Genomic DNA, 24,969 nt, shown 5'->3' with positions numbered 1-24,969 from the left:
TCGTCCTCGTCTTATCACCCTGCGTGCTGACCCGTCGACTTCGAACGGGACCCTGAACGCTATCCGCCCAGAAGCTCCTGGGCCGATCTCTCCGGCGCGTGCCGTGCCGCCCTCGGGAGCCGGCATGCTACCCTGAGCGCGCGTGCCCGTCGTCAGCGGCCGTTCGAGGAGCGGGCGCCGACACGGAACTACTCCGATCCGGTCCACAGCGCGGCGGCCCTGCGCGCACTTTCTCGCACCTCGTCCTCGGGTGTCTCGTCGCCGGCCTCCCAGGTCAGGGCCGGCGCCTGCCAAAGGTCCGTGAAGACGGCCTTCGCACTGACCCGCAGAGCGGGATCGGTGCGCACGGGCTCGATCCGCTCGAACAGCCCCGCGGAGGCCATCGCGCCCAGCCACGCCTCCAGGGCCGCGTTCGGTCCGGCCGGCAGCTCTTCGGGCTGGGGCAGGTAGAGCCGGTCGGAGCGCGTGGCGTGGAAATCGACCACCAGCTCCAGATCGCCCGGCTCGATACCCGTCGCATTGAGCAGGTCGAATACCGCTGCGACTTCCGGCTGGGCGCGTGCCGCCCAGTCCCGGTTCAGGTCGACACCCGCCCCGGTCAGCCGCCAGTGGCCATGAGCGACACCGTCAGGATTCAGCAGCGGAACGAGGATGAGCCCGGCGCGCAGTTCGCCCGCGCCATATCGGCGAAGCATCTCGTCGGCGAAGGCTTCGAACGCCCAGGCGCCGGGAATTTCCGGCGGATGCTGACGGCCGAGCATGAGAATCCATCCCGCCTCGGGGTCGGCCGGCGGCGCGATGAGCGCGCGCACCGGGCGCGCCTGCGTGCTCGACCCGATCGTGCGCCAGTCGCCCGCCCAGCGCATCTCGAGCGCATGATACGCGTCACCGCCATAGGGAGGCTGCGCGGCGACCATGAGGCGGCCGGGGGCGAGGACGAGGTCCAGGCGCGCTGCGCTCCCGTCTTCCTCGATCGAGACGGATGCGGGCTCTAGCCTCGTCCAGCGTGCGCCATCCCGGCTCACCCAGGGCGCGTAGCGATGGCCGGCCGCGGCGTAGTCCAGCGTCACCAGGGTGCGGGTATGGATTCCGCTGTCGATCGCGAAGGCGTACCAAGGGCTCGGATTGATGGGCTCGGCCTCGGGCAGGATATCGAGACGGAACTCGGATCCGGATATCCGCGTGCAGGGCGAGGCGGGCGCCCCGGGCATGTCCGCCGTGAGCCGGACGTCGCCGTCCAGGCAACTCGCCGGCGCGGGCGGCAGGGCGCACCCTGCCAGCAGAAGCAAGGCGATGGCGCCGGGTCTCACGGAAGTCGATCCCGGGCACGCGCGGCCAGCGCCGCGGCGATCACCGCGTCGGTCTGCTCGGCCGCCAGCCCGATATACGTCGTCGGGTCGAGGAGCTGCGCGCGCTCATCCTGTGACAGCAGGGCCGATATCTGCGGATCCGCCGCGAGGGAGTCGGCAAGGCTCGCGCCGCTCAGGCGCGCATCATCGGCCAGATCCCGCATGCGATGCTCGGCCTCGGGGCGGCCCATGTGCCCGGCGAGCGCGAAGACGACCCGCTGGGCAAGGATCCATCCGTTCGTGCGATCGAGATTCGCCCGCATGCGCTCGGGATAGATTTCGAGCCGGTCGATGAGCTGGCTGGCGTTGCGTAGCTGGGCCTCGGTCTCGATCGAGAGTGTCTCGATCAGCGCGTTCGGCCGCGAGGTGTTGTCGCGCTCGAAGAAGTTGACCACATCGTCTGCGACCGTCTCGGCCTGACGGGGGATGACCCGGCCGCCATGGATCAGCGCCTCCGAAAGGAACGGGTTCGACTTGTGGGGCATCGCGCTCGAATCGACCGCCGAGGCCGGGCGGCGCTCGGCGATCTCGCCGATATCGGTGGACTGCAGGAGAAACACTTCCTGTCCGAACCGGCCCCAGGATCGCGCGATGAGTCCGCAGACGAGCGCGTATTCGGCGATCACGTCACGGGCGGCGTGCCAGTCGTCCTCATACGGTGCGGCCAGTCCCAGTTCACCGGCGAAGCGCCGCTCCACCGCGATGGCCTCCGGCCCGAGGCCGAGATAGCTGCCCACCGCGCCCTTGAGGATCGCGGAACGTTCGATCCGTTCCAGAAGATCGTCGAGCCGGTCGATATGGCGCCGGTTCTCGCCAATCCAGACGCTGAGCTTCTTTCCGAACGTGATCGGAAGAGCGTGCTGGCCGAGCGTGCGACCGATCATGGGAGTCGCCCGATGGAGCTCCGCCAGCGCGACGAGCTGCAGTTCCAGCGTGCGAAGATCCTCGATCAGATACAGCACGGCGTCGCGCAATTGCAGCATCAGCGCCGTGTCGTAGATGTCGACGGTGGTCGCCCCGTAGTGAAGCCAGGCCGCGTCCTCCTCGTCCATGGCGCGGCTCAGCACGTTGAGCAGGGCAACCATCCGGTGACGCACGATCTCGTATTCCGCGGCGAGTTCGTCCGGCGGCACGCTCGCCGGAACCGCTGCGCGCGTGATCGCATCGGCCGCATCCCGGGGAATGACGCCTTCCGCCGCCTGGGATCGCGCCAGTGCCGCCTCGATGCGAAGCACGTGGCCATTGAGGCTTTCCTGAGAGAAGACCTGCGCGATCTCCTGACCGGAGATCGGTTCAGGTGCCGGCTGCGCCTCGGCCGGCGCGAGCCCGCAGAACCCGACGATCGCGAGCAGGGCGGCGAGGGCCGATCTCATTGCCGCTTCCCGATGCCGTGAAACAGCAGGTGCAGATAATCGGTCGTCGCGCTGCGGGCATCCTCGAACAGGCTCCAGCTGGACGCGCTTCCTGCTGCGGCGAGCGTGTAGCCCCCGTTCAGGAAGACGATGCTGGCGAGAACGTCCTCGGCGAGACCGAGATCGACCGGGCGCAGCTCGCCTGTCTCGGCGCCCTCGGCAAGAAGATCGCCGAACCGTCGGGCGATCGTGCGCAGGCGGGTGAGGTGACGTCGGCGGCGCGGCGCGGGAAGCACCGATGCCATGCCGGGACGCAGAAGCGGTTCGATTCCGGCTGCCTGGAGATAGACCAGCTCGGCGAGGACGCTGCGCAGTTGCTCCGCAGGCGGAAGGTCTGACTCGTCCACGGCCGAGAGCGCCTGCTCGATGATGTTCAGCGAACGCTCGAGGCACTGGTCCAGGAACTGCTCCTTGTCCTCAATGTGATAGTAGAACGCGCCGCGCGAGACGCCGAGAACGGAGGCGACTTCGGCAAGGGAGGTTCCGCCGAAGCCTTTCTGGTTGAACAGACGGGATCCCGCCTTGAGAAAGGCTTCGCGCTTCATCCTGTTGCGAGCCGCCCGGTCGAAGATCGCCAGCGTCTCGTTCGACCCGAGGTTCAGCGGCACAGGCGCCGGGTATCCGAACGGTTTGGCGAGAAGGCCGCCTGCGACGATGTCGGTGAGGACATCCAAGTCTGCGAGAATATCGCTGCCCCTGCGATGTTGATTGCCGCGCTCGCCGAGCCAGTCAAGTAGGGCCAGTATCAGGAAACTCGCCGGTTCGGCTCGACCCAGCGGCGCCCCGTTCTCCTCGTTCCAGGCCGCCACGAGCCGCGTGATCTGGGCCAGGCAGCCGGATATCTCCCCTGCAATCTGCTCGCAGATCGCATCCGGCAGGGCATCCAGGTCGCGCAGGGCGGCGACAGGTCCGCGAACCCGGCGCGCCACCGAGTCAAGCTGTGACGCATAGGCACGAAACAAGGCGAGGATTCGTGCGCCGGCGTCTCCGGGGGCATCGAGGGCCGCTGCGACCGCGTCGCGCAGGAAGCTGGATGCCTCCCGGAACACCGCCTCGGCGAGGTCCTCCTTGCTCGCGAAATAATAGGAGATGCTGGTCTTCGTCAGTCCCAGGTCCGCCGCGACATCCTCGAGGCGGGTGTCGGCGAAGCCTTGTTCGTTGAAGCGCTTCGCCGCGGCAGAAAGGATGGCGTCGAGCTTTCTTCGCCGTGCCTGTTCACGGGAGAATGGCGAGCCGTGATCGGGAAATTGCGGTTTTAGAACCGACATTTGGGTTACGCCCTCGTTCGCGCGGACTGGTTCGGCCACACCCCATGCGAGCAGGATTGACGCAAATTGGCAACCGCTGAAGTCAAAAATTTGAACCGCGTGTATGTTTTTTGTTGACAGTGTCTGGGTGCATTGCTTCCGTCACAAAACCAATAAATTCGGGGGAGGCCGAGATGTCGGTTCGCAGCTTTTTGAAATCGGGAGTGGCGCTCAGCGTGCTTGCGCTGGGTCAGACAGCGCTGGCGCAAGAGGTGGCCGAGACCACGCAGGCTTCCGCTGTGCAGGAAGAAACACGCGACGTCATCGTCGTTACGGGTACGAACATCCAGGGCGCCCGGATCAACGAGTCGCTGCCCGTGACGATCATCAACCAGGACGATCTCGCCTCGATCGGCGGGGTGGACGGTGAGGATCTGATACGCGCGCTGCCCTCCCAGGGCGGCGTCGCCTTCCGTGGCGACAACAACACCACCAACAACAACGCGCGCGGCGACATCGCCTCGATCAACCTGCGATCGATCGGGTCCAGCGGTACGCTGGTGCTTCTGAACGGCCGCCGGGTGGTCAACCACCCCTCGACCCAGGCCGAACTGTCCACGCCGGTCACGACGACGAACGTGAACGCACTTCCCGTCGCGGGCATCTCCCGGGTCGAGGTGTTCAACGACGGCGCCTCGGCCATCTACGGCTCGGACGCGGTCGCTGGGGTGTTCAACACCATTCTCGACGACGATTTCTCGGGATTCGAAATCCTTGGCCGCCATCTCTACGCCACCGGCAACGGACTGGACGAACAGACCCTGACGGTGCGGGCCGGCGATTCCTTCAACGGCGGCCGGACGAACCTGTCCTTCTCGGCCGAGTATTCGCGCCGGGACGGGCTGTTCGCCTCGGAACTCGAGCGCTCGGCGAGCGAGGATCTGAGGCCGTTCCTGGTCGGGACGAGCTTCGAAGGCGACGTATCCTTCGACAACCGCGCCACCCAGACCCCCTGGGGCCAGTGGACGCTGAACACGACCTCCTCCACGCGCGTGCGGCAGAACGGGGTGACCCTCACGACACCCTCGGGCGTGTTCCACTTCCAGCCGGCGACCTTTCCGGGCTGCCGGGCCGACACCGCCGGCGCGCTCTCGGTCGCAAATCTCTGCATCGACGACGGCAGCCAGGATCGTGACCTGCGCTTCGACGGTGCCTATGAGCGCTCCATCATCTCCGATCGCGATCGTTTCAACGGCTTCGCCTTCCTCAATCACGACCTCGACAACGGCGTGCGCTTGTATGGCGAGTTCGGGCTGTATTACGCGGAGACCCGGGGGACCAACGAGCCGCGCAACGGGATCGGGGCGACCGGAATCTCGGTTCCGGCGAACTACTACTGGAACCCGTTCGGCCCGGTGACCTTCTCCGACGGCACGCCGAACCCGAACCGCCTGCCCGGCCTCACCAACGTTCCCGCGAGCGGGCTGCCGGTGTTCACCGACGCCGGGCGCTACCGCTTCGTCGACGTGGGTTTCCGCGACATCGAGATCGTCAACACCCAGTGGCGTGCGCTGGGCGGCGCCCGCGGCACGTTCGGCGAGAGCGGCTGGGACTGGGACAGCGCGGTGCTCTACAACCGCTCCCATGCCGAGGACACGGAGAACAACTCGATCTCCCGCACCCTGTTCCAGCAGGCACTCTTCAACGAGACGCCGAACGTCTACAATCTTTTCAACGGCGGAGATCCGGACAATCCCTCGGTTGGCGACGCCACCGCGAACGACCGCAGCCTGATGGAGCCGTTCCTGGTCGACGTGGTGCGCAAGAGCACCGCCGAGCTGGCGCTCGCCGACTTCAAGGTCAGCAATGGCGAGGTGTTCAGCCTCCCCGGCGGTTTCATCGGCCTGGCGGGCGGTGCCGAGGCGCGCTACGAGGCCTATGACGAGGACCGCGATTCCCGCCTGGACGGCACCATCACCTTCACCGACGCGGTGACGGGTGAAGTGAGCGAGACCGACGTCTACGGCACCAGCCCGACCCCGGACTCCAGCGGCTCTCGGGAGGTGTTCGCCGCCTTCGCCGAGGCTTCCATACCCCTGGTCGGCCCCGACATGAACGTGCCGCTGGTCGAGACGTTCGATGTGCAGATCGCGGCCCGTTACGAGCACTACTCCGACTTCGGCGGCAGCGGGATCAAGCCGCGGATAGCCGCCGCCTGGGTTCCGTTCGACGGACTGAAGTTCCGCGGCGCCTATTCGGAAGGCTTCCGGGCGCCGAACCTCATCGTGATCAATGAAGGCGTCGACCGGTCCAATGCGCGCGAGGACAGCTATTTCTGCGAGGCCGGCGTGCGCAACGGCACGTTTGCGACCTTCGCCGACTGCGTCGGCTACACCGAGGGCCGCACCGAGCGCCGTTCGGTCGCCGACGACATCGGGCCGGAGGATGACATCAACATCACCTACGGCTTCGTCTTCGAGCCGAGCGGGTTCGAGGGCGGTTTCAGCTTCCTGAACAATCTCACCGTCACGGTCGACCGCTGGGAAATCCAGCGCCGCGACGTGGTCGGCGTGTTCGGAGCGGAGAACCATATCAGCCTGGATTACCTCCTGCGCCTGCAGGGCTCGTCCAACCCGAACGTGGTGCGCGACACGCCCAACGTGGACGAGATCGCCTTCTTCAACGCGGCCGGGCTCACGCCGGCCGGCGACATCCTGTTCATCCGCGACACCTACGACAACAACGAGGACATCGACGTCGAAGGCTGGGACTACGCGCTCTACTACGCGTTCGACGACACGCCGGTCGGCGACTTCGACCTGAAGGTGAACGCCTCCTATCTGGACACCTACTTTATCTCGCTGTCGCCCGGCGCCGAGCAGATCCGCGACGCCGTGGAGAGCGGGCTGATCTCCAACGAGATCGAGGTTTCCCAGGAAGGTGAGATCATCCGTCAGGACGGCCAGCCGGAGTGGCGGGTGGGCGCCACGCTCACCTGGCGTCACGACAGCGGCTTCGGTGCGGGTGTGCGTGCGGACTATACCAGCGAGTTCATCGACACCGGCGCGGGACTCGATCCGAACGGGGATCCGTTCATCGTGGATGCGTGGACGCAGACCAACGCCTACGTCCAGTACGAGTTCGACAGGCCCGGGGCGCTCGACGGCGTCCAGGTCCGGGTCGGTGCGAACAACATCTTCGACGAGGATCCGCCCCTCGCCGACGAGACCAACGGCTATGATGCGGCCTATCACAGCATCCGTGGCCGCCAGGTCTATTTCGACGTGCGCAAGCACTTCTGAGGAAAATAGAGGGAGGCGCCGCGTGCGCGGCGCCTCCGCTCTTTCCGACATGCTCCGCTTCCTGACGATTTCCCTCTGCGCTGCCGCGTTCCTGCCCGCTTCTTCCCTGGCCAAGCCGCCGGCCACGGGCCGGTTCGCGTTTTCCGGCTGGGACGGGCCGACCCTCGAAGTCTTCTACGCCGAGCCCGACCCGGCGCGGTTCCCGGATGCGCCTGTGGTCATCGTACTACACGGCGTGGACCGGAACGCGGATGCGTATCGCGACAACTGGGCCGGGCCGGCCGGCGCCCTCGGCCTTCGCATCTACGCACCGGCGTTTTCCGCCGAGGCGTTTCCCGGCGCGGCCATGTACAATCTTGGCGGAGCGGGCACGGAGGGCCCTTACGCGTTCACTGCGCTCGAGCCGCTTTTCGACGCGATCGCTGCGCGCGGCGGCGCGCCCGAGGGTTATCATCTGTTCGGCCATTCCGCCGGCGCGCAAGCCGTCCACCGCGCCGTGTTGCTCGAGGACCTGCCGCGCCTGCGCACGGCCTACGCCGCGAACGCGGGCTGGTACACCTTTCCCGATCCTGGGACGCCCTGGCCATACGGGCTGGGCGGCGCTCCGGTGACGGAGGAGGCGGAGCGCGCCTGGTTGGCCGCTCCACTGGTGATCCTGCTCGGCGAGGAGGATGACGACCCGGAGCATCGTCACCTGAGACGCACTGCCGAGGCCGACGCCCAGGGGCCGAACCGCTATGCACGCGGGTTGAACTTCCTCGATGCCGCCCGGACCCGGGCCGCCGCCATGGACGCGCCACTGGCCTGGCGACTCGTAACGGTTGCCGGGGTCGCACACGACAATGCCGGTATGGCCGAGGCGGCCGCCGCGCACATCAACGCTCTCGCCGTCCGACCGCCGGCTCAACCCTGAATCGACAGACGGATCGCATGACGACGAAAACCGACGACCGCCCGGCGCTCTACCAGCGCGTCGGATTGTATCTTGGCCCTGCCGCTGCCCTTGCGGTGCTCGCCGGCTTCTCGCCGGAAGGGTTGCCGCGCGAGGCGGCTCTGGTCGCCGCAGTGGGCCTGCTCATGGCCATCTGGTGGGCGACCGAGGCGATCCCGGTAGCGGTGACGGCCTTCCTGCCGCTGGTCGCTCTGCCCATTCTCGGGGTGACGACAGTGGGCGAGATCGCCGCGCCCTACGCTCATCCGATCATCTATCTCTTCTTCGGAGGGTTCGTGATCGCCCTGGCGATAGAGCGTTGCGGGCTTCACAGGCGCATCGCGCTCGGGGTCTTCGCCCTCGTCGGGGCCGATGCGCGCGCGCTCGTCGCGGGCTTCATGGCGGCGGCGGCCTTCGTGAGCATGTGGATCTCGAATACGTCGACGGCGCTCATGCTGCTGCCCATCGCGGTGTCCGTCGTGACGGTGATCGGCGAGACGATGCCGGGCCTCTCCCTGAAGCAGCGAGACAATTTCGGCGTGTCGCTGTTGCTGGGGCTGGCCTACGGCGCCACGCTCGGCGGGCTGGCGACCCTGGTGGGTACGCCGCCCAACGCCTTCATGGCAGGCTTCATGGCCGACAATTACGGGGTGGAGATCGATTTCGCACGCTGGATGCTTGTGGGGCTCCCCGTATCGCTCGTCCTGCTGCCCCTGGCGTGGTTCCTTCTGACGCGCGTGCTGTTTCCCATCGATTTCCGAGCCTCGGAGGAAGCGCTTCGTCACATCCGGACGATGCGCAAGAGCCTGGGCGCCATGAGCAAGGCCGAGATGCGCACCGGTCTGCTGTTCGTCTTCCTCGTGGTCGGCTGGCTCACCCGCGACTGGCTCGACGACCTGCCCTTCCTGGGCGAGGTGAGCGACACCGGCGTGGCGATGACCGCGGCGGTGGCGGCCTTTCTCATCCCGTCCGGACGAAAGGGCGAGGCGCTTATGACCTGGGACGCGATGGGCCGGCTGCCCTGGGGCGTGCTCATCCTGTTCGGCGGCGGGCTGGCGCTCGCCTCCGCGATCACCAGCTCGGGCCTCGCCTTGTGGCTGGGCCAGCAACTCGCAGGGCTCGGCTCGGTGAACACGATTCTGCTCATCGTGGCCGCCACGACCCTCGTCATCTTCCTGACCGAGCTGACGAGCAACCTGGCCACCACCGCGACCTTCCTGCCGGTAATCGCCGCGATCGGCGTGGAGACCGGAGCCGATCCGCTGATCTACGTCATTCCCGTGACGCTCGCCGCGAGCTGCGCCTTCATGCTGCCCGTCGCCACGCCGCCCAATGCGGTGGTGTTCAGCTCCGGGCTGGTACCGATTCCAACAATGGCGCGAGCAGGGTTGGCGTTGAACGTGGTCGCCGTCGCGGTGTTGAGCCTCGTCGCCCTGGTGATCGCGCCGGCCGTGTTCGGGAGCGCCTGGTAGTTTCCTTCGCCGCCGCGCCTCGCCTTCACCCCGCCCGGCTCAGGCCGCGGGCAGGCCGATCTCCTTCAGGCGCTGGTTCAGGTACTCGCCGGCGGTGATCGGCTCGGCGTCGGACCGGCAGCCGGGCAGGGGTTCGAGCAGCACCTCCGAGCGCGGCTGGACGAAGAAGGGCATGGAGTAGCGGCTGACATTGGGCCCGGCCGGGTTGACCACGCGGTGCGTGGTCGCCGGCAGGACGCCGCCGGTGATCCGCGCCATCATGTCGCCGGTATCCACGATGATGTCCTCGCGCCCGGCCTCGACCGGAAGCCACCGCCCGTCGCGGTCGAGCAGTTCGAGCCCGGCCCCGTTCGCGGCGATCAGCAGGGTGATGAGGTTGATGTCCTCGTGCGCCGCGGCGCGCACGCAGCCCGGATCGGTACCCTCGGGCACGGGGGGATAGTGCAGCAGGCGCAGCAGCGACTGGCCGCCGGCGATGCGCGCGTCGAAGAACTCCTCCTCGAGGCCGAAATCGAGCGCGATCGCGGACAGCAGCGAGCCTCCGGCGTCGAAAAGGGCGTCGAACAGGGCTGTGAAGGTGGCGCGGAACTCCGCCGGGTGCTCGGGCCAGGTATTGGGGTGCTCCACGGTGAGGCCGGGGGCCGGTTCGTGGCCGATCTGCCAGAATTCCTTCAGGTCGGGCTTGTCGGACTGCCTGGCGTGCTCGATCCCGAACGGGGTGTAGCCGCGCAGCGCGCCGGCATGGCGGCGCTTCTCCGCCTCGGGAAGGGCGAAGAATGCGGCCGAAGCGCGGTAGGCGTCCTCCATCAGCGCCTGCGGGACACCGTGGCCTGACACGACGATGAAGCCGTAGCGCTTCAGCCCCGCCACGAGCCCGCTGGCGAACTCGCGCCGGGCGGCATCGCCGCCGCCGGTGAACTCGCGGAGATCGAAACGGGGGATCGAGGACATCGCGGACTCCGTTCCGGGTTCAGCGGCGCATCAGGTCCTCGACCGCCTCGCGCCGAGGCAGGGAGGATTGCGCGCCGTGGTGCAGGGTGGCCGCCGCGCCGGCGGCGCACGCGAAGGCGAGGGCGTCCGCCTCTGCGCGCCCTTCGAGCAGGGCGAGGGTGAGGGCGGCCACGAACGTGTCGCCGGCCCCGGTCGTGTCGACGGGCGTGACCGCAGGCGGCGTTGCGCGCGCGCGTTCCACCCCGCTGGAGTAGAGCACCGCGCCCCTCGCGCCGAGCGTCACGGCGAGGCGCTTGCCCGGCGCGAGCAGGCGGTCGAGGCCGTAGAAGGCAGCTTCGCTCTCGTTGGCCACGATGAGATCGGCGCGCGTCAGCAGCGTGTCCGGCACCGGTCTTGCCGGGGCGAGGTTCAGCGCGAGGAAGCCCTCGCACGCCCGCGCGGCGGCCTCGACGGTCTCCAACGGCACCTCGAGCTGGCAGATCGCCGCGCCCGGTATCGCATCGACATCCTCCGGCGCGAGCGCGCCATTGGCGCCGGGCGTGACGACGATCTGGTTCTCCCCGTCCGAACTCACGACGATGAGCGCGACGCCCGTGGGGTGGCGATCGTCCTCGATGACGCCGGAGAGATCGACGCCGCCGGCGCGCAGGAGCGCGAGCGCCTGGCCGGCATGGGCGTCGCGCCCGACGCGGGCCATCATCGACACCTCGGCGCCGAGCCGGCGCGCGGCGAGGGCCTGGTTCGCGCCCTTGCCGCCGGGATAGAGGGCGAGCGCGCCGCCCATCACCGTCTCGCCGGGCAAGGGCAGCCGGTCGGCGTGTGCGACGATATCGAGATTGATCGAGCCGACGACGGTGATCTTAGGCGCGCTCATAGCCGGGCGAGCCTTTCCAGGATGAGCGCGAACAGGGCGTCGGCATCGAGCCGGGTCACCCAGCGCGCATTCTCCGGCCGGCCCGTGCGCGCATGGAAATCGACCGCGGTATGGCCGGCGGTGAGCGGCGAGGCGGTCTCCACGTCGATCCGGCAGGGGAGTGTCTCGAAGAGCCGGGGCGCGAGCAGGTAGCCGACGGTGCACGGGTCGTGCAGCGCGCAGCCCTGCGCACCGTAGAGATCGGCATAGATTGCGTTGACGTGCTCGAGCATGGCGTGGACGAAGTGTCCCGCCGCGCTTCCCATCGCCGCGAGGCGCTCCATCCGGGCCGGCGTCATGCGCATCTGATAGGTCGCGTCGAGGCCGACCGCGACGATCGGGCAGCCCGATTCGAAGACCACGTGGGCGGCGTGGGGATCGACGCTCATGTTGAATTCGGCCGAGGCGGTGATGTTGCCGCCCTCGCGGTGCGCCCCGCCCATCAGCACGATCTCGCGTACGGCCCTGGCGATGTTCGGCTCCTTCACCAGCGCCACCGCGATATTGGTGAGGGGCCCGGTCGGCACCAGCGTGACCGAGGCGTCCGGCGCGCCGCGCAGCGTCTCGATGATGACGTCGACGCCGTGCCGGGTCTCCGCCGGCAGATCGCAGGGCGCGAGCGTGCCGGCCCCGAGCCCGGCCTCGCCGTGGACGTGATCGGCGAACACGGGCGGCTTCACGAGCGGACGCGGACAGCCCGCGAAGACGCGCACGTCCCGGCGTCCGGCGAAGCTGCGCAGGGCGCAGGCATTGCGCGTCACCGTCTCCAGCGGAACATTGCCCCCGACCGTGGTGATGGCGAGGATCTCGATCGCCTCCGGGGATGCCATCGCGGTCAGCAGCGAGATGGCGTCGTCGACGCCCGGATCGCAATCGAAGATGACGCGGTGCTTGTCCATCGGGGGCAGGTCTCTAGGGAATGAAGAGAAGCCCGGCGAGCGCCGCGCTCATCAGGTTCGACAGCGTGCCCGCGGCGACGGCGAGCAGGCCGAAGCGCGCGATCTGGCTCATGCGCTCGGGGATCAGGCTGCCGAGCCCGCCGAGCAGGATGCCGATCGAGGACAGGTTGGCGAAGCCGCACAGCGCGAAGGTCAGGATCGCCTGGGTACGCGGGGAGAACTCCTCCATCGTCCCGGACAGCGAGATGAACGCCACGAACTCGTTGACGATGACCTTCTCGCCGAGGATTCCCCCGGCGCGCACCACCTCCTCGACCGGGATGCCGAGGGCGTACATGAGCGGCGAGAACAGGTAGCCCAGAATGGTCTGGATCGTCAGGCCATCCAGCCCCGCGAACCCGCCCGCCCAGCCGAGCAGGCCGTTCAGAAGCGCGATCAGCGAGACGAAGGCGATCAGCATGGCGCCCACGTTGAGCGCCAGCCACAGACCGTCCTTGGCGCCCATGGCTGCGGCCATGATGACATTGGCATGGCGGCCGTCGTCGGGCTTGATCTTGATGAGGTCCTGGGGCTCTGCCGGCGCGCCCTTCTCGTCGGGCATGATGATCTTGGCCATCAGGAGCCCGCCCGGCGCGGACATGAAGCTCGCCGCGAGCAGGTATTCCACCGAGATGCCGAGCTGGGCGTAGCCGGCGAGCACCGAGCCGGCGACCGAGGCCAGGCCCGAGGTCATGATCGCGAAGAGCTGCGGCTGGGTGACCTTGGGCAGGTAGGGCTTCACCGTCAGGGGCGCCTCGGTCTGGCCGACGAAGATGTTCGCCGCCGCATTCAGGCTCTCCACCCGGCCGGTGCCGAGCAGCCGGTTCAGCAGCCAGCCGAAGCCGGCCACGAGCCGCGGCATGATTCCGACGTGGTAGAGCACGCTCATCAGCGCGGCGAAGAAGATGATCACCGGCAGCACGTGCAGGGCGAAGCTGAAGCCCACCCCTTCGAGCGGGCCGAACACCATGGCGATGCCCGCCCCGGCGTATTCGAGCAGCTGGTTCACCCCGCGCGCCGCCGTTGCCAGCGCGGCCCGGCCGGGCGGCAGGTAGAGCACGATGACGGCGAAGGCGAGCTGCAGGGCGAAGGCGCTCGCCACGACGCGCAGGCTGATCGCGCGCTTGTTGGTGGACAGCAGGAACGCGATGAGGAGCACGAGCGCGACCCCGAACAGGCTGCTCACACTCTGCGGGATGGGGATGCTGTCGGGCATCGCGTCCTCTCTGGCTTCGCCCCGATCGCCGCCGGGGGCCGCATCCGGCGGGGCGGATGCGTGTCTTGTTGCTCGGGCGGGGACGGATGTCCGCGCAAAGGACGACCACTAGCGGGTTTCGGGCCGCGGCGCCAACCGCTTGCGCGCTGCATGCCGGATGCAGCCGGGCCATTTCCCCGGCTTGCGCCCGCTGGCTCGCCGAGGGCGGACCGATCCTGCCCGCGGCCGAAGCGGCCTGAGGGCCGCGCCGGAACGCCAGGGCGGCCGGGTGACCGGCCGCTTTCGCGCGACCGGCAAGGCTTGGGATATCGCCGGGTCCGCGTTAGGTTTCCTTGGCAAGACAAGGAGGAGACGCGGCGAGCGATGACACAGGAGCTGGATGCCCCGTCCCCGGCTGCGGACCCGGACAGCGACGCTCTGGCCGGCACGCTCGACCACATCCTCGCCTTCGTCGCAACGCTCGCCCCGACCGGGGAGATGACGGCGGTCAACCAGCCGGCGCTCGACATCGCCGGCCTGACGCGCGCCGACGTGATCGGCAAGCCGTTCTGGGAATGCTTCTGGTGGGCGTTCGACGAGGATGTCCAGCGCCGCGTGCGCGCCGACGTGAAGCGCGCGGCGTCGGGCGGCACGGTGCGCCGCGATGCGCTCGTGCGGGTCAGCGGCGACCAGATGATGAATGTCGACTACCAGCTCGTCGCGCGCCGCGACGGCGAGGGGCGGATCGTGGAACTCGTCGCCTCCGGGGTCGACATCACCGAGCGCAAGGCCGGCGAGCGCCGGCTCGCGGCGAGCGAGGCGCGCCTGCGCACGATCTTCGACTCCATCGACCAGGGCTACTGCCTCTGCGAGATCGTCACCGACGAGGGCGGAGCGCCGGTCGATTACCGCTTCCTGGAGGTCAATCCGCTGTTCGAGCAGATGACCGGGCTTAAGAACGCCAAGGGGCGCACGGCGTTCGAACTGCTCCCCGATCTCGAGCGCAAATGGCTGGACGACTATGCCCGCGTGGGGCTCGGCGGCGAGACGATACGCTTCCAGCAGGGCTCGCAGGCCATGGGCCGGTTCTTCGACGTGTTCGCCACCCCGGTCGAACCGCACGGTTGTTTCGCGCTGGTGTTCAAGGACATCACCGCCCAGAAGGAGCACGAGACCCAGCGCGCGCTCCTGGTCCGGGAACTCAATCACCGGGTGAAGAACTCTCTGGCGACCATCCAGGCCATGGCCAATCACACGCTGCGCCATGCCGAGGACCTCGAGAGCTTCAGCGCCGCCTTCACCGGACGGCTGCAGGCCATGGCCGCGGCGCACGACATCATCTTCAATGCCGGGGAGGGGCGCGCCGACCTGCACGGCCTCATCGAAGCCCAGCTCGGCCCCCACGCGCCAGTGGAAACGAGCCGGCTGGACATCGCGGGGCCATCCGTCCAGCTGCCGGCCCCGGTCGCGCACGGCCTTGCCCTGGTGCTGCACGAACTCGTCACCAACGCCTCGAAATACGGCGCGCTGTCCAACGATACCGGTGTCATCCGGCTGTCCTGGGAAACCGGGGCGCACGACGAGCGCCGTGCGCTGCGCCTGACCTGGCGCGAAGAGAAGGGGCCGCGCGTCGAGCCGCCGCGCCGGCAGGGCTTCGGAACCCGGCTGATCAGCGCGACGCTCGAACATTCGCTAGGCGGGAAATCCGAAATCATTTACGATCCCCGAGGGTTGCAGGCGGAGATCCTGCTGCCCCTCTAGGGGAGGACCGGGCTTGGGGAACCGCCTGCTGATCTGCGAGGACGAACCGCTGATTGCCTGGGACATCGAGGCGGAGATGCGCTCGCGGGGCTGGGACGTGGCCGGGCCGGCCGGCAATGCCGCCGACGCGCTCGCGATCCTCTCGCACACGCCGGTGGACGCCGCGCTGCTCGACATCGAACTCGGCGACGGGGATTCCTTCGAGGTCGCGCGTGCGCTGGTCGGACAGGCCGTGCCGGTGGTCTTTCTGTCGGGACATTCGCGCGAGGTCCTGCCAGACGACCTCGCCCATCTCGGCATCCACGCCAAGCCTGTCGCCTTCGAGCGCCTCGATCGCGCGCTCAGGTCCGCTGCCCGCGAGCGTTGAGGCGCAGCGCGGGGCTTACCGCAGGCGACGGACCGTCCTACGCTCGGCGCCACGCAACACGGAGGCTTCCATGCGCGCGAACTCGATCCTCGACACCATCGGGCGTACGCCCCACGTGCGAATGCGGCGCCTGTTCGGCGACGATCACGAGGTCTGGATCAAGCAGGAACGGGTCAATCCGGGCGGCTCGATCAAGGACCGGATCGCGCTCGCCATGGTCGAGGCGGCGGAGGCGTCCGGCGCATTGAAGCCGGGCGGAACCATCATCGAGCCGACCTCGGGAAATACCGGGATCGGGCTGGCCATGGTCGCGGCGGTGAAGGGCTACGATCTCCTGCTCGTCATGCCGGAGAGCATGTCGATCGAGCGCCGCCGGCTCATGCTCGCCTATGGCGCGCGCTTCGACCTGACGCCGCGCGAGAAGGGCATGTCGGGGGCCATCGCGCGCGCGAAGGAACTCCTCGCCGAAACGCCCGGCGCCTGGATGCCGCAGCAGTTCGAGAACCCGGCCAATGTGAAGATCCACCGCGAGACCACCGCGAAGGAAATCCTCGAGGACTTCCCCGAAGGGCTCGACGCAATGATCACCGGCGTCGGCACGGGCGGGCACATCACCGGCTGCGCGCAGGCGCTGAAGCAGTCCTGGCCCGAGCTGAAGGTCTTCGCCGTGGAACCGACGCTCTCCCCCGTCCTGTCGGGCGGCAAGCCGGGTCCGCACCCGATCCAGGGGATCGGCGCGGGCTTCGTGCCGGGCATACTGGAGATGGACGCGATCGATGGCGTCCTCCAGGTCGAGCCGGCCGAGGCGATGGATCATGCCCGCCGCGCCGCCCGCGAGGAGGGCATGCTGGTCGGCGTCTCCTCCGGTGCGACGCTCGCCGCGATCGCGAGGAAATTGCCCGATCTGCCCCGGGGCGCGCGGGTGCTCGGCTTCAACTACGACACCGGCGAGCGCTACCTCTCCATCGAGGGCTTCCTGCCCGCCTGAGCGCGGGGCCGGCGAAACCCCTCGCGCTGGCGGGACGTTCGTCTGCGCAGCAGCAGGCGAGGCCGCTCCGCGGGCCGCGATGGACACGACCGCTCTCACCCTGGAAGCCGCATTCGTGCTCGCCGTCGTGGCGGTGGTGTTCCTGGCGTTTTACCGCCAGTGGGCATCGCCGGACGTGATCGCGCTCGCCGGGGCGATGGCCTGCGTCGTGGCCGGCGTGCTGGACAGCGAGGACATGCTGAGGGTGTTCTCCAATTCCGGGCCGATCACGGTGGGGGCGATGTTCATCCTCACCGCGGCCCTGCAGCGCACCGGCGTGATCGGGCAGATCGCGGGCTTCGCGCGACGGATGGCCGTGGACTCGAGCTGGGTGAACATGCTCGGCCTGATGGTCGGGGTGATGGTGCTCTCCGCCTTCGTCAACAACACGCCGGTCGTGCTGATGCTGATCCCGGTGGTGATCTCGATGGCGAGCGATCAGGGCGAGGCCCCGTCGCGCTTCCTGATCCCGCTCTCCTATGCCTCGATCTTCGGCGGCGCGACGACGATCATCGGCACCTCGACCAACCTGCTCGTCAACGGCGTCGCGATCGAGGAGGGGCTGGCGGCCTTCAACATGTTCGAGCTGTTCGTGCCCGGCGTGATCATGGGGCTCGCCGGCATCGCCTACATGATGCTGATCGGGCGGCGCCTGCTGCCCGAACGGCGCAGCGCCAGCGAGGAGATCGAGGAAGAGCCCGAGCTTTCCTTCCTGACCGAACTCGTCGTCACGCGCACCTCCGACCTGATCGGCGAACCGCTTTCCGGCATTGCCGGGCAGGACGATGTCGAGATCGTCGATCTGATCCGCGGCGGGCAGAGCCTGACGAGGTCCGAGCGCCGGACAGCCGAACTGGAGGCGGGCGACCGCATCATCCTGCGCGCCCCGCCCGCCGACGCGGTTCATTTCCGGCGCGCCGCCCGCCCGGAGATCGCCGAGGAGGCCGAGGAGGAGCTGGAGGCGGCGGTCGCCTCCGGCGACGGCGAGGAGAACATCACCGACCGGCTCGCCAAGGCCGGGATCGAGACCGTGGTCGAGGAAGAGGCGGTCATCCGCCAGGGCGTGATCGGGCCGGGCTCGCGTTTCGAGGACCGCCGCGTCGGGTCGCTCAATCTGCGCCGGCTCTACGATGTGCGCATTCTCGGCGTGCGCCGGCCGGACGAGGAGATCGGGGAGGAGTTCGAGAACCTGCGTCTGCAGGTCGGCGACACGCTGTTGCTGGAAGGCCCGGCGGACGGCATGCGCACGCTGTTCGACCGCGGCGATATCGTCTCCCTGTCCCAGCCGGTGCTGCAGCGCGAGCGCCGCGAGAAGGCTCCGATCGCGATCGCCGCCGTCGCCGGGTTCATCGCCGTGGCCACGATCGGACTGTTGCCGATAGCGATGGCCGCGCTCGTCGCGGCCGTGGCGGTCCTGGCGCTGGGCTGCGTGCGCCCGGGCGAGGCCTATCGCTCGGTCGACTGGCGCATCCTGTTCCTGATCTTCGGCATGCTGGGGATCGGGCGGGCGATGCAGGCGAGCGGGGCGGCCGAATTCATCGTCCACAACATGGCCGCGCTGGTGGCAGGTTTCGGACCCTGGGCGATGCTCGCGATTCTATATCTCGTCACCTCGGCGCTGACCGAGACGGTGACCAACAATGCCGCCGCGATCCTGCTGACGCCCATCGCGATCGGGCTCGCACACCAGCTCGGCGTCGATCCGCGCCCCTTCGTGGTGGCCGTCATGTTCGCCGCCAGCGCCAGCTTCGCCACCCCGCTCGGCTACCAGACCAACACGCTCGTCTACGGTGCGGGCAATTACCACTTCGCCGACTTCACGAAGGTCGGCCTGCCGTTGAATGTCCTGATGTGGGCGATCGCCGTGGCGCTGATCCCGGTCTTCTGGCCGTTCTAGGTCAAACCCGTAATTGTGGTATGGTTACCGTCGGCGTTTGGCCTGGGGCTGCCGGGAGATTTCGAGATGAGCGTCGCCGAGGACCGCCTGCGGAGCGAGGCGCACCGCCTGCGCGAGGAGCGAGACGCGGCCCTGGAAGCGGCCGAACGCGCCGAGCGGCGCTATCAGGAGCTGTCCCACCGGGTGAAGAACGAGTTCCAGCAGGTGGCGGCCCTGGTGCGCCTTCAGGAGAGCGGGAGCGCGGAGCCGGAGCGTTGCCGCCGGTGCGCCGCCAATGTCACTGCGTTCTCCGAGCTGCACCGCCTGCTCGATCTTGCCGGCATGGAGGCCGTCTCCATGCGCGACTACATGGCTTCGCTGGAGCGCACGCTGGGTCTCGCGCTCGAGGGGCGGTGCCGCTTCGCCGCACGCGCCGACGAGGACATTCTGCTGCCGCCCCGGCCGGCGGCGCGGCTGGGCATCATCGTCACCGAGGCCGTGATGAATGCGGTCAAGCACGCCTTTCCCGAGCCGCAGACGGGCCGGGTGGAGGCGAGCCTCACGCGCGAGGACGCACGCCTCGTGCTGACCGTGCGCGACAATGGCCGGGGCCGCGATCCCGCATCGCGGACCGGGAAGGGATCGGCACTGATCTCCGCCATGGCGGCCGCCCTCGGGGGCGAGACCGATTATCCGCAGGTCAGTGCGGGCACCTGTGTACGCGTGCGTCTGCCTGCCTTCTGAACCGGGGAACCGGCTAGGGCGCAGCTCCGTTCGGGAGGGACATCTTCCCGCAGACAGGAATACCGCCATGCTGCGCATTCTCCTTGCCTCCGCCGGCCTCGTCCTGGGCGCTTCGGCCGCCGGCCTTGCCGGTTCCGGGGAAACCGGCTCTTCGGTCCACGGCTTCTGGGAAACGCCGGAGGACACCTCCATCGTGCGTCTCTTCGAATGCCGGGACCGTCCGGGCGATCTGTGCGGGGAAATCGCCTGGCTCTCGCAGGACGAGCCGCAGCGCGACGTGGAAAATCCCGATCCCGAGCTGCGCGGCCGCCCGCTCGTCGGGCTCGACATCCTGTGGGAATTCACCCGCACGCAGGAGAATGTCTTCGAGGGCGGGGAGGTCTACAATCCCGATGACGGGCGCACCTATTCCGGCGAGATCCGCAAGACCGGCCCGGACGAGCTCGAGCTGGAAGGCTGCGCCCTCATGGTGTTCTGCAAGGAGCAGACCTGGGAGCGGGTGCCGGCGGACGATCCCCGGCTCGGCGAGGACTCCTAGACCTCGGCCCACTGGCGCATCAGATTGGCCTTGGTCTTCAGCAGCCGGTCGATCGCGGCCTGCGGCGCCTTGGCCTGATGCAGGGCGCGGATCGTCTGGTCGAGATCGAAGACGACCTCGCGCCGGTCGGCGCGGCGCACCAGGCTCTGCACCCAGCCGACGATCGCCAGGCGTTCCCCGGACGCGACCGGCGCGACGCGGTGCAGCGCGCCGGTGGGATAGACAACGGCCTGTCCCGGCTCCAGCTTGATCGCCGTCTCGCCCTCGGCCGCCTCGATCACCAGCTCGCCGCCCTCGTAGGAGGACGGGTCGGACAGGAAGAGCGTGAAGGACAGGTCGGCGCGGTGCCCGCTCATGATCGCGTCGTCGACATGCAGCCCGTATTCCATGCCCGGCCGGTAGCGCGAGACGAGGATGCGGAACACGGCTTTCGGCACGGCATAGCTGGCGAACAGCTCATGGCGTTCGAGCGCCGCGCGCACCAGGCGCCGCACCGCGTCGAGGCGCGGGCCGGACTTTGCCTGCTCGTTCGCCTTGACCCGCTTCGCCGCCCAGCCGGCCGTCGCCTTGCCGTCCTCGAAGCGGTCCTCTCCCGTCACGAGTTCGCCGATGCGGGCGATCTCTTCGGCGGTGAGGACGTTCTGGAGCAGGGCGGTCATGGCTGTATCGTGCGAATGATTGTTATTGTCACAGACGTGACGCTGTCCTAGTTAGGAGCGCGAAGCAAGCCAAGAGGAGGCTCGACCGCCATGGGTATCCGCAAGACGCCCCGATTCCTAGCCGGTGTCAGCGCCATTGCCATGCTCGGCGCTGCCGGATGCGGGGAGCAGACCGTCGATACCGGCGGCTCCCAGCCCGAAGCGGTCGACGAAGGTCAGCCCGACGTGCTGCCGGAAACCACCGGAGAGGTGGAGCAGGAAGGTCCGCAAGCGGTCGATTACCGCATGGCCGGCGAGGGCGAAGGCGAGGGCGGTGCGCCGTCGGGCGGGGAGATGGGCATCGATCCCGTCGCCGCCGCCAACGATCCGGTGATCTATCTCACCGCGCTCGAGGTGATGCGCGCCCATTACATCGCCGGGCTCGACGCCCTGGAGGCGGGCGAGCGTTCGGCAGGGGCGGAGATGTTCTCCCACCCGATCTCGGAGATCTATGTCGATCTCGAACCGGTCATCGTCGAGCGCGGGGTGGATTCCTTCATGGACGCGCTCACGCAGGCGAGCGTCGCGCCCTATCAGGGGGCCAGCGACGAGGAGATCGAGGCGAGGGTCGATGCCGTGCTGGAGGCCATCGACCGGGCCGAGGCCGCCGCGCCGCAGGCCGAGGACATGTCGGCCGTGCGCGCCCGCGTGCTCGCCGACCTCGTCGAGCGCGCCGCGCTGCAATACGAGTTCGCCGCGGCCGAGGACGCCCCCGAAGGCGCCTTCCTCGACGGCTACGGCTTTGCCGAGACCGCGCAGCGCTGGGCGGAGCGTCACCTGGAGGCCATCGCCGCCGATCACGCCGGGTTCGCCGACGCGGCGCGCGACGCGCTCGGCGTGCTCGCCACGGCCTATCCCGGCCCGGTGAGCCCGGACGACCTGGCGCTGCCGGTTGCCGACGTCCTCGCCGCGAACGAACCGGTCCAGCAGACGGTGTCGGGCCTCTAGTCCGGGGCGCGGGGTGCGCCCTCGGGCCGGCGGATCGTGGCCAGGACGGCCTCGTCGAGCGCACGCTCGCCCCGGGCGATGACCGAGAAGCGGGCATCGCTTTCGAGGATCACGTATTCGACTTCGTCGAGACGGCGATTGCCCGATTCCCGGATCGCGGCGAGGATTTCGCTGCGCGTGACGCGTTCCGCATCCATGGCCGCTTCGTCGAACTCGCCGTGCGCCAGCAGGATCTTCGGGCGGGCCTTGAGCAGGCGCTCGACCTTGCCCCAACGGCGCGCGCCCAGGGTGAAGCCGTATTGCAGGGCGAACAGGGCCGTGATGGCGAGGGCCGCCTCGGCGATCGCCACACCCTGGGACAGGACCGCCGAGGCCACCAGAGAGCCGATCGCCACGGTGACGATCCAGTCGAAATTGTTCATCTGCGAGGCCGAACGCTTGCCCGAGACGCGGGTCAGCGCCACCACCAGGATGTAGATGACCGGTGCGGCGATGAGGATCTTCGCGATTCCCGTCCAGCCGTCGAACAGGAAATCCTCCATCAGCGCCTCCTTCTGGTCAGGACCAGCAGATCGTCGGTGATCTCCAGCGGGATCTCCTCGAAGGTCTCCGCCGTGGCCTCGCTCATCTGCCCGAAGCCGGGATCGGAAAAGACCGATCCGTCCTGGAAGCAGGCCCGGCGCGTCGCCTCGTCGGGCCAGCGCGCATAGGACCAGAACGTGCCGTCCTGCGCCTGGTGCAGGGCCGCGCCGAACGAGCCGCACTGGCGCTCGATCGCGCGGGTACCCGATACCCAGCCGCGGCGGAACTGGTCCTCCATGCCGGGCCTCGCGCGCCAGCGGTAGAGCACGGCGATCGTCATCTTCGCACCTCCCTCGGCTTGCCGGAACCTCGCGTACCATCGCGGGGTTTTTCAAGGCGAACGCATCCAGAAAGGGAGTTTATCCGGATGGCTCGTCCGAACGACCCAAACGAGATCGCCATCGCCCCGCCGGGGCGCGGCACCGCCATCGCGCTCGGCATCGTGCTCCTGATCGTGGGCGTGCTGGCGATCTTCTTCTCCTACACCGCGACCGTCGCGCTCACCCTGCTCGTGGGCGCACTGCTGATCATCTCCGGCCTGGTCCAGCTCTTCGACGCCTTCTCCCGGCGCTCGGCCGGGGACACGCTGCTCGAGCTCTTCATCGGCGTGATCAGCCTCGTTGCCGGCGCGATCATCCTGTTCTCGCCGGGAACCGGCATCTTCGCCCTGACCGTGGTGCTCGGCGCGTTCTTCGGCGCGGACGGCGTGATCCGGCTGATCTTCGCCTTCCGGCGCGAATCCTACGGACGGCGCGGCTGGCTGATCTTCGGCGGCATTCTGAGCCTCGTGCTCGCCGCGCTCATCCTGTTCGGCCTGCCCGGCACCGCCGGCTTCACGGTCGGGCTTCTGTTCGGCGTGCACGCTCTCTTTCTCGGGTTCTCCTTCCTCGTCCTCGGCGGACGCCGCACGCCCGGCGAGCGCGAGCTGGCCTGACCCCGCCGCGCCGCTGAGGATAGACGCGCCCCGGCCTTGCGGCCGGGGCGTTTCGCGTCAGGCCGGGGCGAGCTTGCGCGCGAGGCGGATCCCGGAGAACTGCCAGCGCGCGCCGGGCGGGAAGAAATTGCGGTAGGTCGGGCGGATATGGCTCTGCGGCGTCGCCGCGCTGCCTCCGCGCAGCACCTGCTGGCTCGACATGAACTTGCCATTGTACTCGCCGACCGCGCCTTCCGGCGGGCTGTAGCCGGGATAGGGCTCGTAGGCGCTCGAACTCCACTCCCACACGCCGCCGATGACGCACTGAGGCCGCGCCGTCGCGTTCAGCGCATGCGGATGCACGCCGGGTCCGGCGAACAGCAGCGCACCGCGGTCCGGATGGGCGCGCGCGAGCAGTTCCAGCTCCGGCTCGGAGGGCAGGCGCTGGCCGGCCCACTCGGCATAGGCCGCCGCCTCGTAGCCACTGACATGGCAGACCGGCTCGTCCTCATCGAGGGGCTTGAGGCCGGACAGGGTGTATTCCAGCCAGCTCCCGTCGTCCTGGCGGCGCCAGTAGAGCGGATGCTCGATCCCGTTTCTCTGGATGAAGTCCCAGCCGTCCGAGAGCCAGAGCGCAGCCGTCTCGTAGCCGCCGTCCTCGATGAAGGCGCGGAACTCGCCATTCGTCACCGGCCGGCTCGCGATCTCGAAATCGTAGAGATAGCGCTTGTGGCGCGGATACTCGTTGTCGTAGGCGAAGCCGTCCTCGTCCATGCCGATCTCGACGAGCCCGCCCTCGAAGCCGATCCAGCTCACCGGTCCGGCCCCGCCATGCCCGTTCGCCCCGGGTGCGGGGGCATAGGGCGCATAGGGCCGGGGCGAGCGCGAGAGGACATGCTTGATGTCGGTGCAGATCAGCTCCTGGTGCTGCTGCTCGTGATGGATTCCGAGCTCGACGATCGGGGCGAGTTCGCTCCACTCGTTGTCGCTGACCGTGTCGATCAGATCGCCCACGAGCGCGGTGACGTGGCTGCGATACGCCATCACCTCGCGCAGCAGGGGACGTGAGAGCAGGCCGCGTTCGGGCCGGCTCCACTTGCGCCCCAGCGCCTCGTAATAGGAATTGTAGAGATAGCCGTAGAGGTCGTCCGGCCGCGCGTATCCCGCCTTGAAGCGCAGCGCGCCGAAGGTCTCGAAGAACCAGGTGGTGTGCGCGAGATGCCACTTGGTCGGACTGACATCGACCATGGTCTGGACCTGGCAGTCCTCCGGCTCCAGCGGCGCGGCCAGCTGTTCGGTCTGCGACCGGGCGGTCTCGAAGCGCGCCTTCAGTGCCGCGCGGTCGGCAAGGTCGGCGCGCATGGCCAGGGCGGGATGCATGAAGGCTCCGTGTCGGCGGTTCGGGAAGGGCAGACTCGCGCGGACGGGCCCCGCACGCAAGGATGGAAACTACGCCGTTCGCGGAAAGTTCATGTCCTCATCCACCGCTCACCTGGCGCCAGATGACGATGAGGACCGCACCCTGGAACCAGAGCGGCAGGGCGAAGCTCGTCGCCCCGAACAGGGCCGCCGCGAGCAGGGCCAGCGCGCGGACCGGCTTCTGGATCAGGGCCTGGGCGCGTTCGGCGCGCGTGGCATGAGGCGAGCGGGCGATGTCGTCGATATCGGTGAAGCCGCCCCGGAACAGCAGGGTCGCGATCCACAGGATCGAGAAGGCCCAGACCCACTGCATGATGCGGATCCAGGTCTGCATCGCCTGGCCTTCGAACAGGTCCGACCATTGCCAGTCCATGGGCATGGGTGCG

General features: G+C 68.6%; 23 protein-coding genes. 11 read left to right on the top strand and 12 right to left on the bottom strand.

Going from position 1 to position 24,969, the window contains the following annotated elements:
* Positions 1-188 precede the first annotated feature (188 nt).
* Genes JW792_RS05835 through JW792_RS05825 form a run of 3 tightly spaced genes read right to left on the bottom strand, consistent with a single transcriptional unit; the run spans position 189 to position 4,068 of the window.
* Positions 189-1,310: a M14 family zinc carboxypeptidase gene (locus JW792_RS05835; protein WP_135996526.1), complete on the bottom strand. Its 1,122-nt coding sequence runs from the start codon at positions 1,308-1,310 to the stop codon at positions 189-191.
* Entirely contained in the window at positions 1,307-2,722 is a 1,416-nt protein-coding gene (locus tag JW792_RS05830; RefSeq protein WP_135996528.1) for a lyase family protein, read from the bottom strand. The genes JW792_RS05835 and JW792_RS05830 overlap by 4 nt, the downstream gene beginning before the upstream one ends.
* Positions 2,719-4,068: a TetR/AcrR family transcriptional regulator gene (locus JW792_RS05825; RefSeq protein WP_135996530.1), complete on the bottom strand. Its 1,350-nt coding sequence runs from the start codon at positions 4,066-4,068 to the stop codon at positions 2,719-2,721. Before JW792_RS05825 ends, JW792_RS05830 begins: the two co-directional genes overlap by 4 nt.
* A gap of 134 nt (positions 4,069-4,202) precedes the next feature.
* On the opposite strand from JW792_RS05825, the gene JW792_RS05820 reads away from it, so the two are divergent.
* Genes JW792_RS05820 through JW792_RS05810 form a run of 3 tightly spaced genes read left to right on the top strand, consistent with a single transcriptional unit; the run spans position 4,203 to position 9,713 of the window.
* Entirely contained in the window at positions 4,203-7,310 is a 3,108-nt protein-coding gene (locus tag JW792_RS05820; protein WP_135996532.1) for a TonB-dependent receptor domain-containing protein, read from the top strand.
* A 22-nt stretch (positions 7,311-7,332) separates the two neighbouring features.
* On the top strand, positions 7,333-8,223 hold the full coding sequence (locus JW792_RS05815; protein ID WP_135996534.1) for an alpha/beta fold hydrolase: 891 nt from the start codon (positions 7,333-7,335) through the stop codon (positions 8,221-8,223).
* Between the two features lie 17 nt (positions 8,224-8,240).
* Positions 8,241-9,713 (top strand): SLC13 family permease, encoded by a 1,473-nt coding sequence (locus JW792_RS05810; protein ID WP_135996536.1) that lies wholly within the window; start codon positions 8,241-8,243, stop codon positions 9,711-9,713.
* 39 nt (positions 9,714-9,752) lie between these two features.
* Here the strand turns inward: JW792_RS05810 and JW792_RS05805 are convergent, their stop codons facing one another.
* From JW792_RS05805 to JW792_RS05790, 4 genes are read right to left on the bottom strand one after another with little or no spacing between them, the layout of a single operon-like run.
* On the bottom strand, positions 9,753-10,664 hold the full coding sequence (locus JW792_RS05805; protein WP_135996538.1) for an isopenicillin N synthase family dioxygenase: 912 nt from the start codon (positions 10,662-10,664) through the stop codon (positions 9,753-9,755).
* A 19-nt stretch (positions 10,665-10,683) separates the two neighbouring features.
* Positions 10,684-11,538, bottom strand: a complete 855-nt coding sequence (locus JW792_RS05800; protein ID WP_135996540.1) for a ribokinase — start codon at positions 11,536-11,538, stop codon at positions 10,684-10,686.
* A complete protein-coding gene (locus tag JW792_RS05795; RefSeq protein ID WP_192900985.1) occupies positions 11,535-12,476 on the bottom strand; it encodes a nucleoside hydrolase in 942 nt (313 codons plus the stop codon). Before JW792_RS05795 ends, JW792_RS05800 begins: the two co-directional genes overlap by 4 nt.
* 13 nt (positions 12,477-12,489) lie before the next feature.
* Positions 12,490-13,731 (bottom strand): NupC/NupG family nucleoside CNT transporter, encoded by a 1,242-nt coding sequence (locus tag JW792_RS05790; RefSeq protein WP_192900986.1) that lies wholly within the window; start codon positions 13,729-13,731, stop codon positions 12,490-12,492.
* 363 nt (positions 13,732-14,094) lie between these two features.
* Between JW792_RS05790 and JW792_RS05785 the strand changes: the two genes are divergently transcribed.
* The 6 genes from JW792_RS05785 (at position 14,095) to JW792_RS05760 (ending at position 20,023) form a co-directional block, all read left to right on the top strand.
* Entirely contained in the window at positions 14,095-15,471 is a 1,377-nt protein-coding gene (locus JW792_RS05785; protein WP_158291629.1) for a sensor histidine kinase, read from the top strand.
* 13 nt (positions 15,472-15,484) lie between these two features.
* Positions 15,485-15,838: a response regulator gene (locus tag JW792_RS05780; RefSeq protein ID WP_158291630.1), complete on the top strand. Its 354-nt coding sequence runs from the start codon at positions 15,485-15,487 to the stop codon at positions 15,836-15,838.
* Between the two features lie 70 nt (positions 15,839-15,908).
* Entirely contained in the window at positions 15,909-16,826 is a 918-nt protein-coding gene (cysK, locus tag JW792_RS05775; protein ID WP_135996547.1) for a cysteine synthase A, read from the top strand.
* A 79-nt stretch (positions 16,827-16,905) separates the two neighbouring features.
* Entirely contained in the window at positions 16,906-18,762 is a 1,857-nt protein-coding gene (locus JW792_RS05770; RefSeq protein WP_135996549.1) for an SLC13 family permease, read from the top strand.
* Positions 18,763-18,828: 66 nt separating this feature from the next.
* Complete coding sequence (locus JW792_RS05765) at positions 18,829-19,485, top strand: sensor histidine kinase (RefSeq protein ID WP_135996551.1); 657 nt, start codon at positions 18,829-18,831, stop codon at positions 19,483-19,485.
* Positions 19,486-19,552: 67 nt separating this feature from the next.
* Positions 19,553-20,023: a DUF2147 domain-containing protein gene (locus tag JW792_RS05760; RefSeq protein ID WP_135996553.1), complete on the top strand. Its 471-nt coding sequence runs from the start codon at positions 19,553-19,555 to the stop codon at positions 20,021-20,023.
* Here the strand turns inward: JW792_RS05760 and JW792_RS05755 are convergent.
* Positions 20,020-20,682 carry a Fe2+-dependent dioxygenase gene (locus JW792_RS05755; RefSeq protein ID WP_135996555.1) on the bottom strand — a complete coding sequence of 221 codons (663 nt, stop codon included), beginning with the start codon at positions 20,680-20,682 and terminating at the stop codon, positions 20,020-20,022. The genes JW792_RS05760 and JW792_RS05755 overlap by 4 nt on opposite strands.
* A 90-nt stretch (positions 20,683-20,772) precedes the next feature.
* On the opposite strand from JW792_RS05755, the gene JW792_RS05750 reads away from it, so the two are divergent.
* The gene (locus JW792_RS05750; protein WP_135996557.1) at positions 20,773-21,669 is read left to right on the top strand and encodes a hypothetical protein; all 897 of its coding nucleotides are present in this window, start codon (positions 20,773-20,775) and stop codon (positions 21,667-21,669) included.
* Here the strand turns inward: JW792_RS05750 and JW792_RS05745 are convergent.
* The gene (locus JW792_RS05745) at positions 21,666-22,211 is read right to left on the bottom strand and encodes a DUF421 domain-containing protein (protein ID WP_135996558.1); all 546 of its coding nucleotides are present in this window, start codon (positions 22,209-22,211) and stop codon (positions 21,666-21,668) included. The genes JW792_RS05750 and JW792_RS05745 overlap by 4 nt on opposite strands.
* Entirely contained in the window at positions 22,211-22,531 is a 321-nt protein-coding gene (locus tag JW792_RS05740; RefSeq protein ID WP_135996560.1) for an antibiotic biosynthesis monooxygenase family protein, read from the bottom strand. Before JW792_RS05740 ends, JW792_RS05745 begins: the two co-directional genes overlap by 1 nt.
* Positions 22,532-22,618: 87 nt before the next feature.
* On the opposite strand from JW792_RS05740, the gene JW792_RS05735 reads away from it, so the two are divergent.
* On the top strand, positions 22,619-23,185 hold the full coding sequence (locus tag JW792_RS05735; protein WP_135996562.1) for an HdeD family acid-resistance protein: 567 nt from the start codon (positions 22,619-22,621) through the stop codon (positions 23,183-23,185).
* A 57-nt stretch (positions 23,186-23,242) separates the two neighbouring features.
* Here JW792_RS05735 and egtB read toward each other — a convergent pair whose 3' ends face one another.
* Both egtB and JW792_RS05725 read right to left on the bottom strand, forming a co-directional pair.
* Positions 23,243-24,544 (bottom strand): ergothioneine biosynthesis protein EgtB, encoded by a 1,302-nt coding sequence (gene egtB, locus JW792_RS05730; RefSeq protein WP_135996563.1) that lies wholly within the window; start codon positions 24,542-24,544, stop codon positions 23,243-23,245.
* Between the two features lie 97 nt (positions 24,545-24,641).
* Complete coding sequence (locus JW792_RS05725) at positions 24,642-24,962, bottom strand: hypothetical protein (RefSeq protein WP_135996564.1); 321 nt, start codon at positions 24,960-24,962, stop codon at positions 24,642-24,644.
* Between the last annotated feature and the right edge of the window lie 7 nt (positions 24,963-24,969).

The sequence above is a fragment of the Marinicauda algicola genome (assembly GCF_017161425.1).
Classification (GTDB): Bacteria; Pseudomonadota; Alphaproteobacteria; order Caulobacterales; family Maricaulaceae; genus Marinicauda; species Marinicauda algicola.
This window is presented reverse-complemented; position numbering and strand designations above follow the sequence as displayed.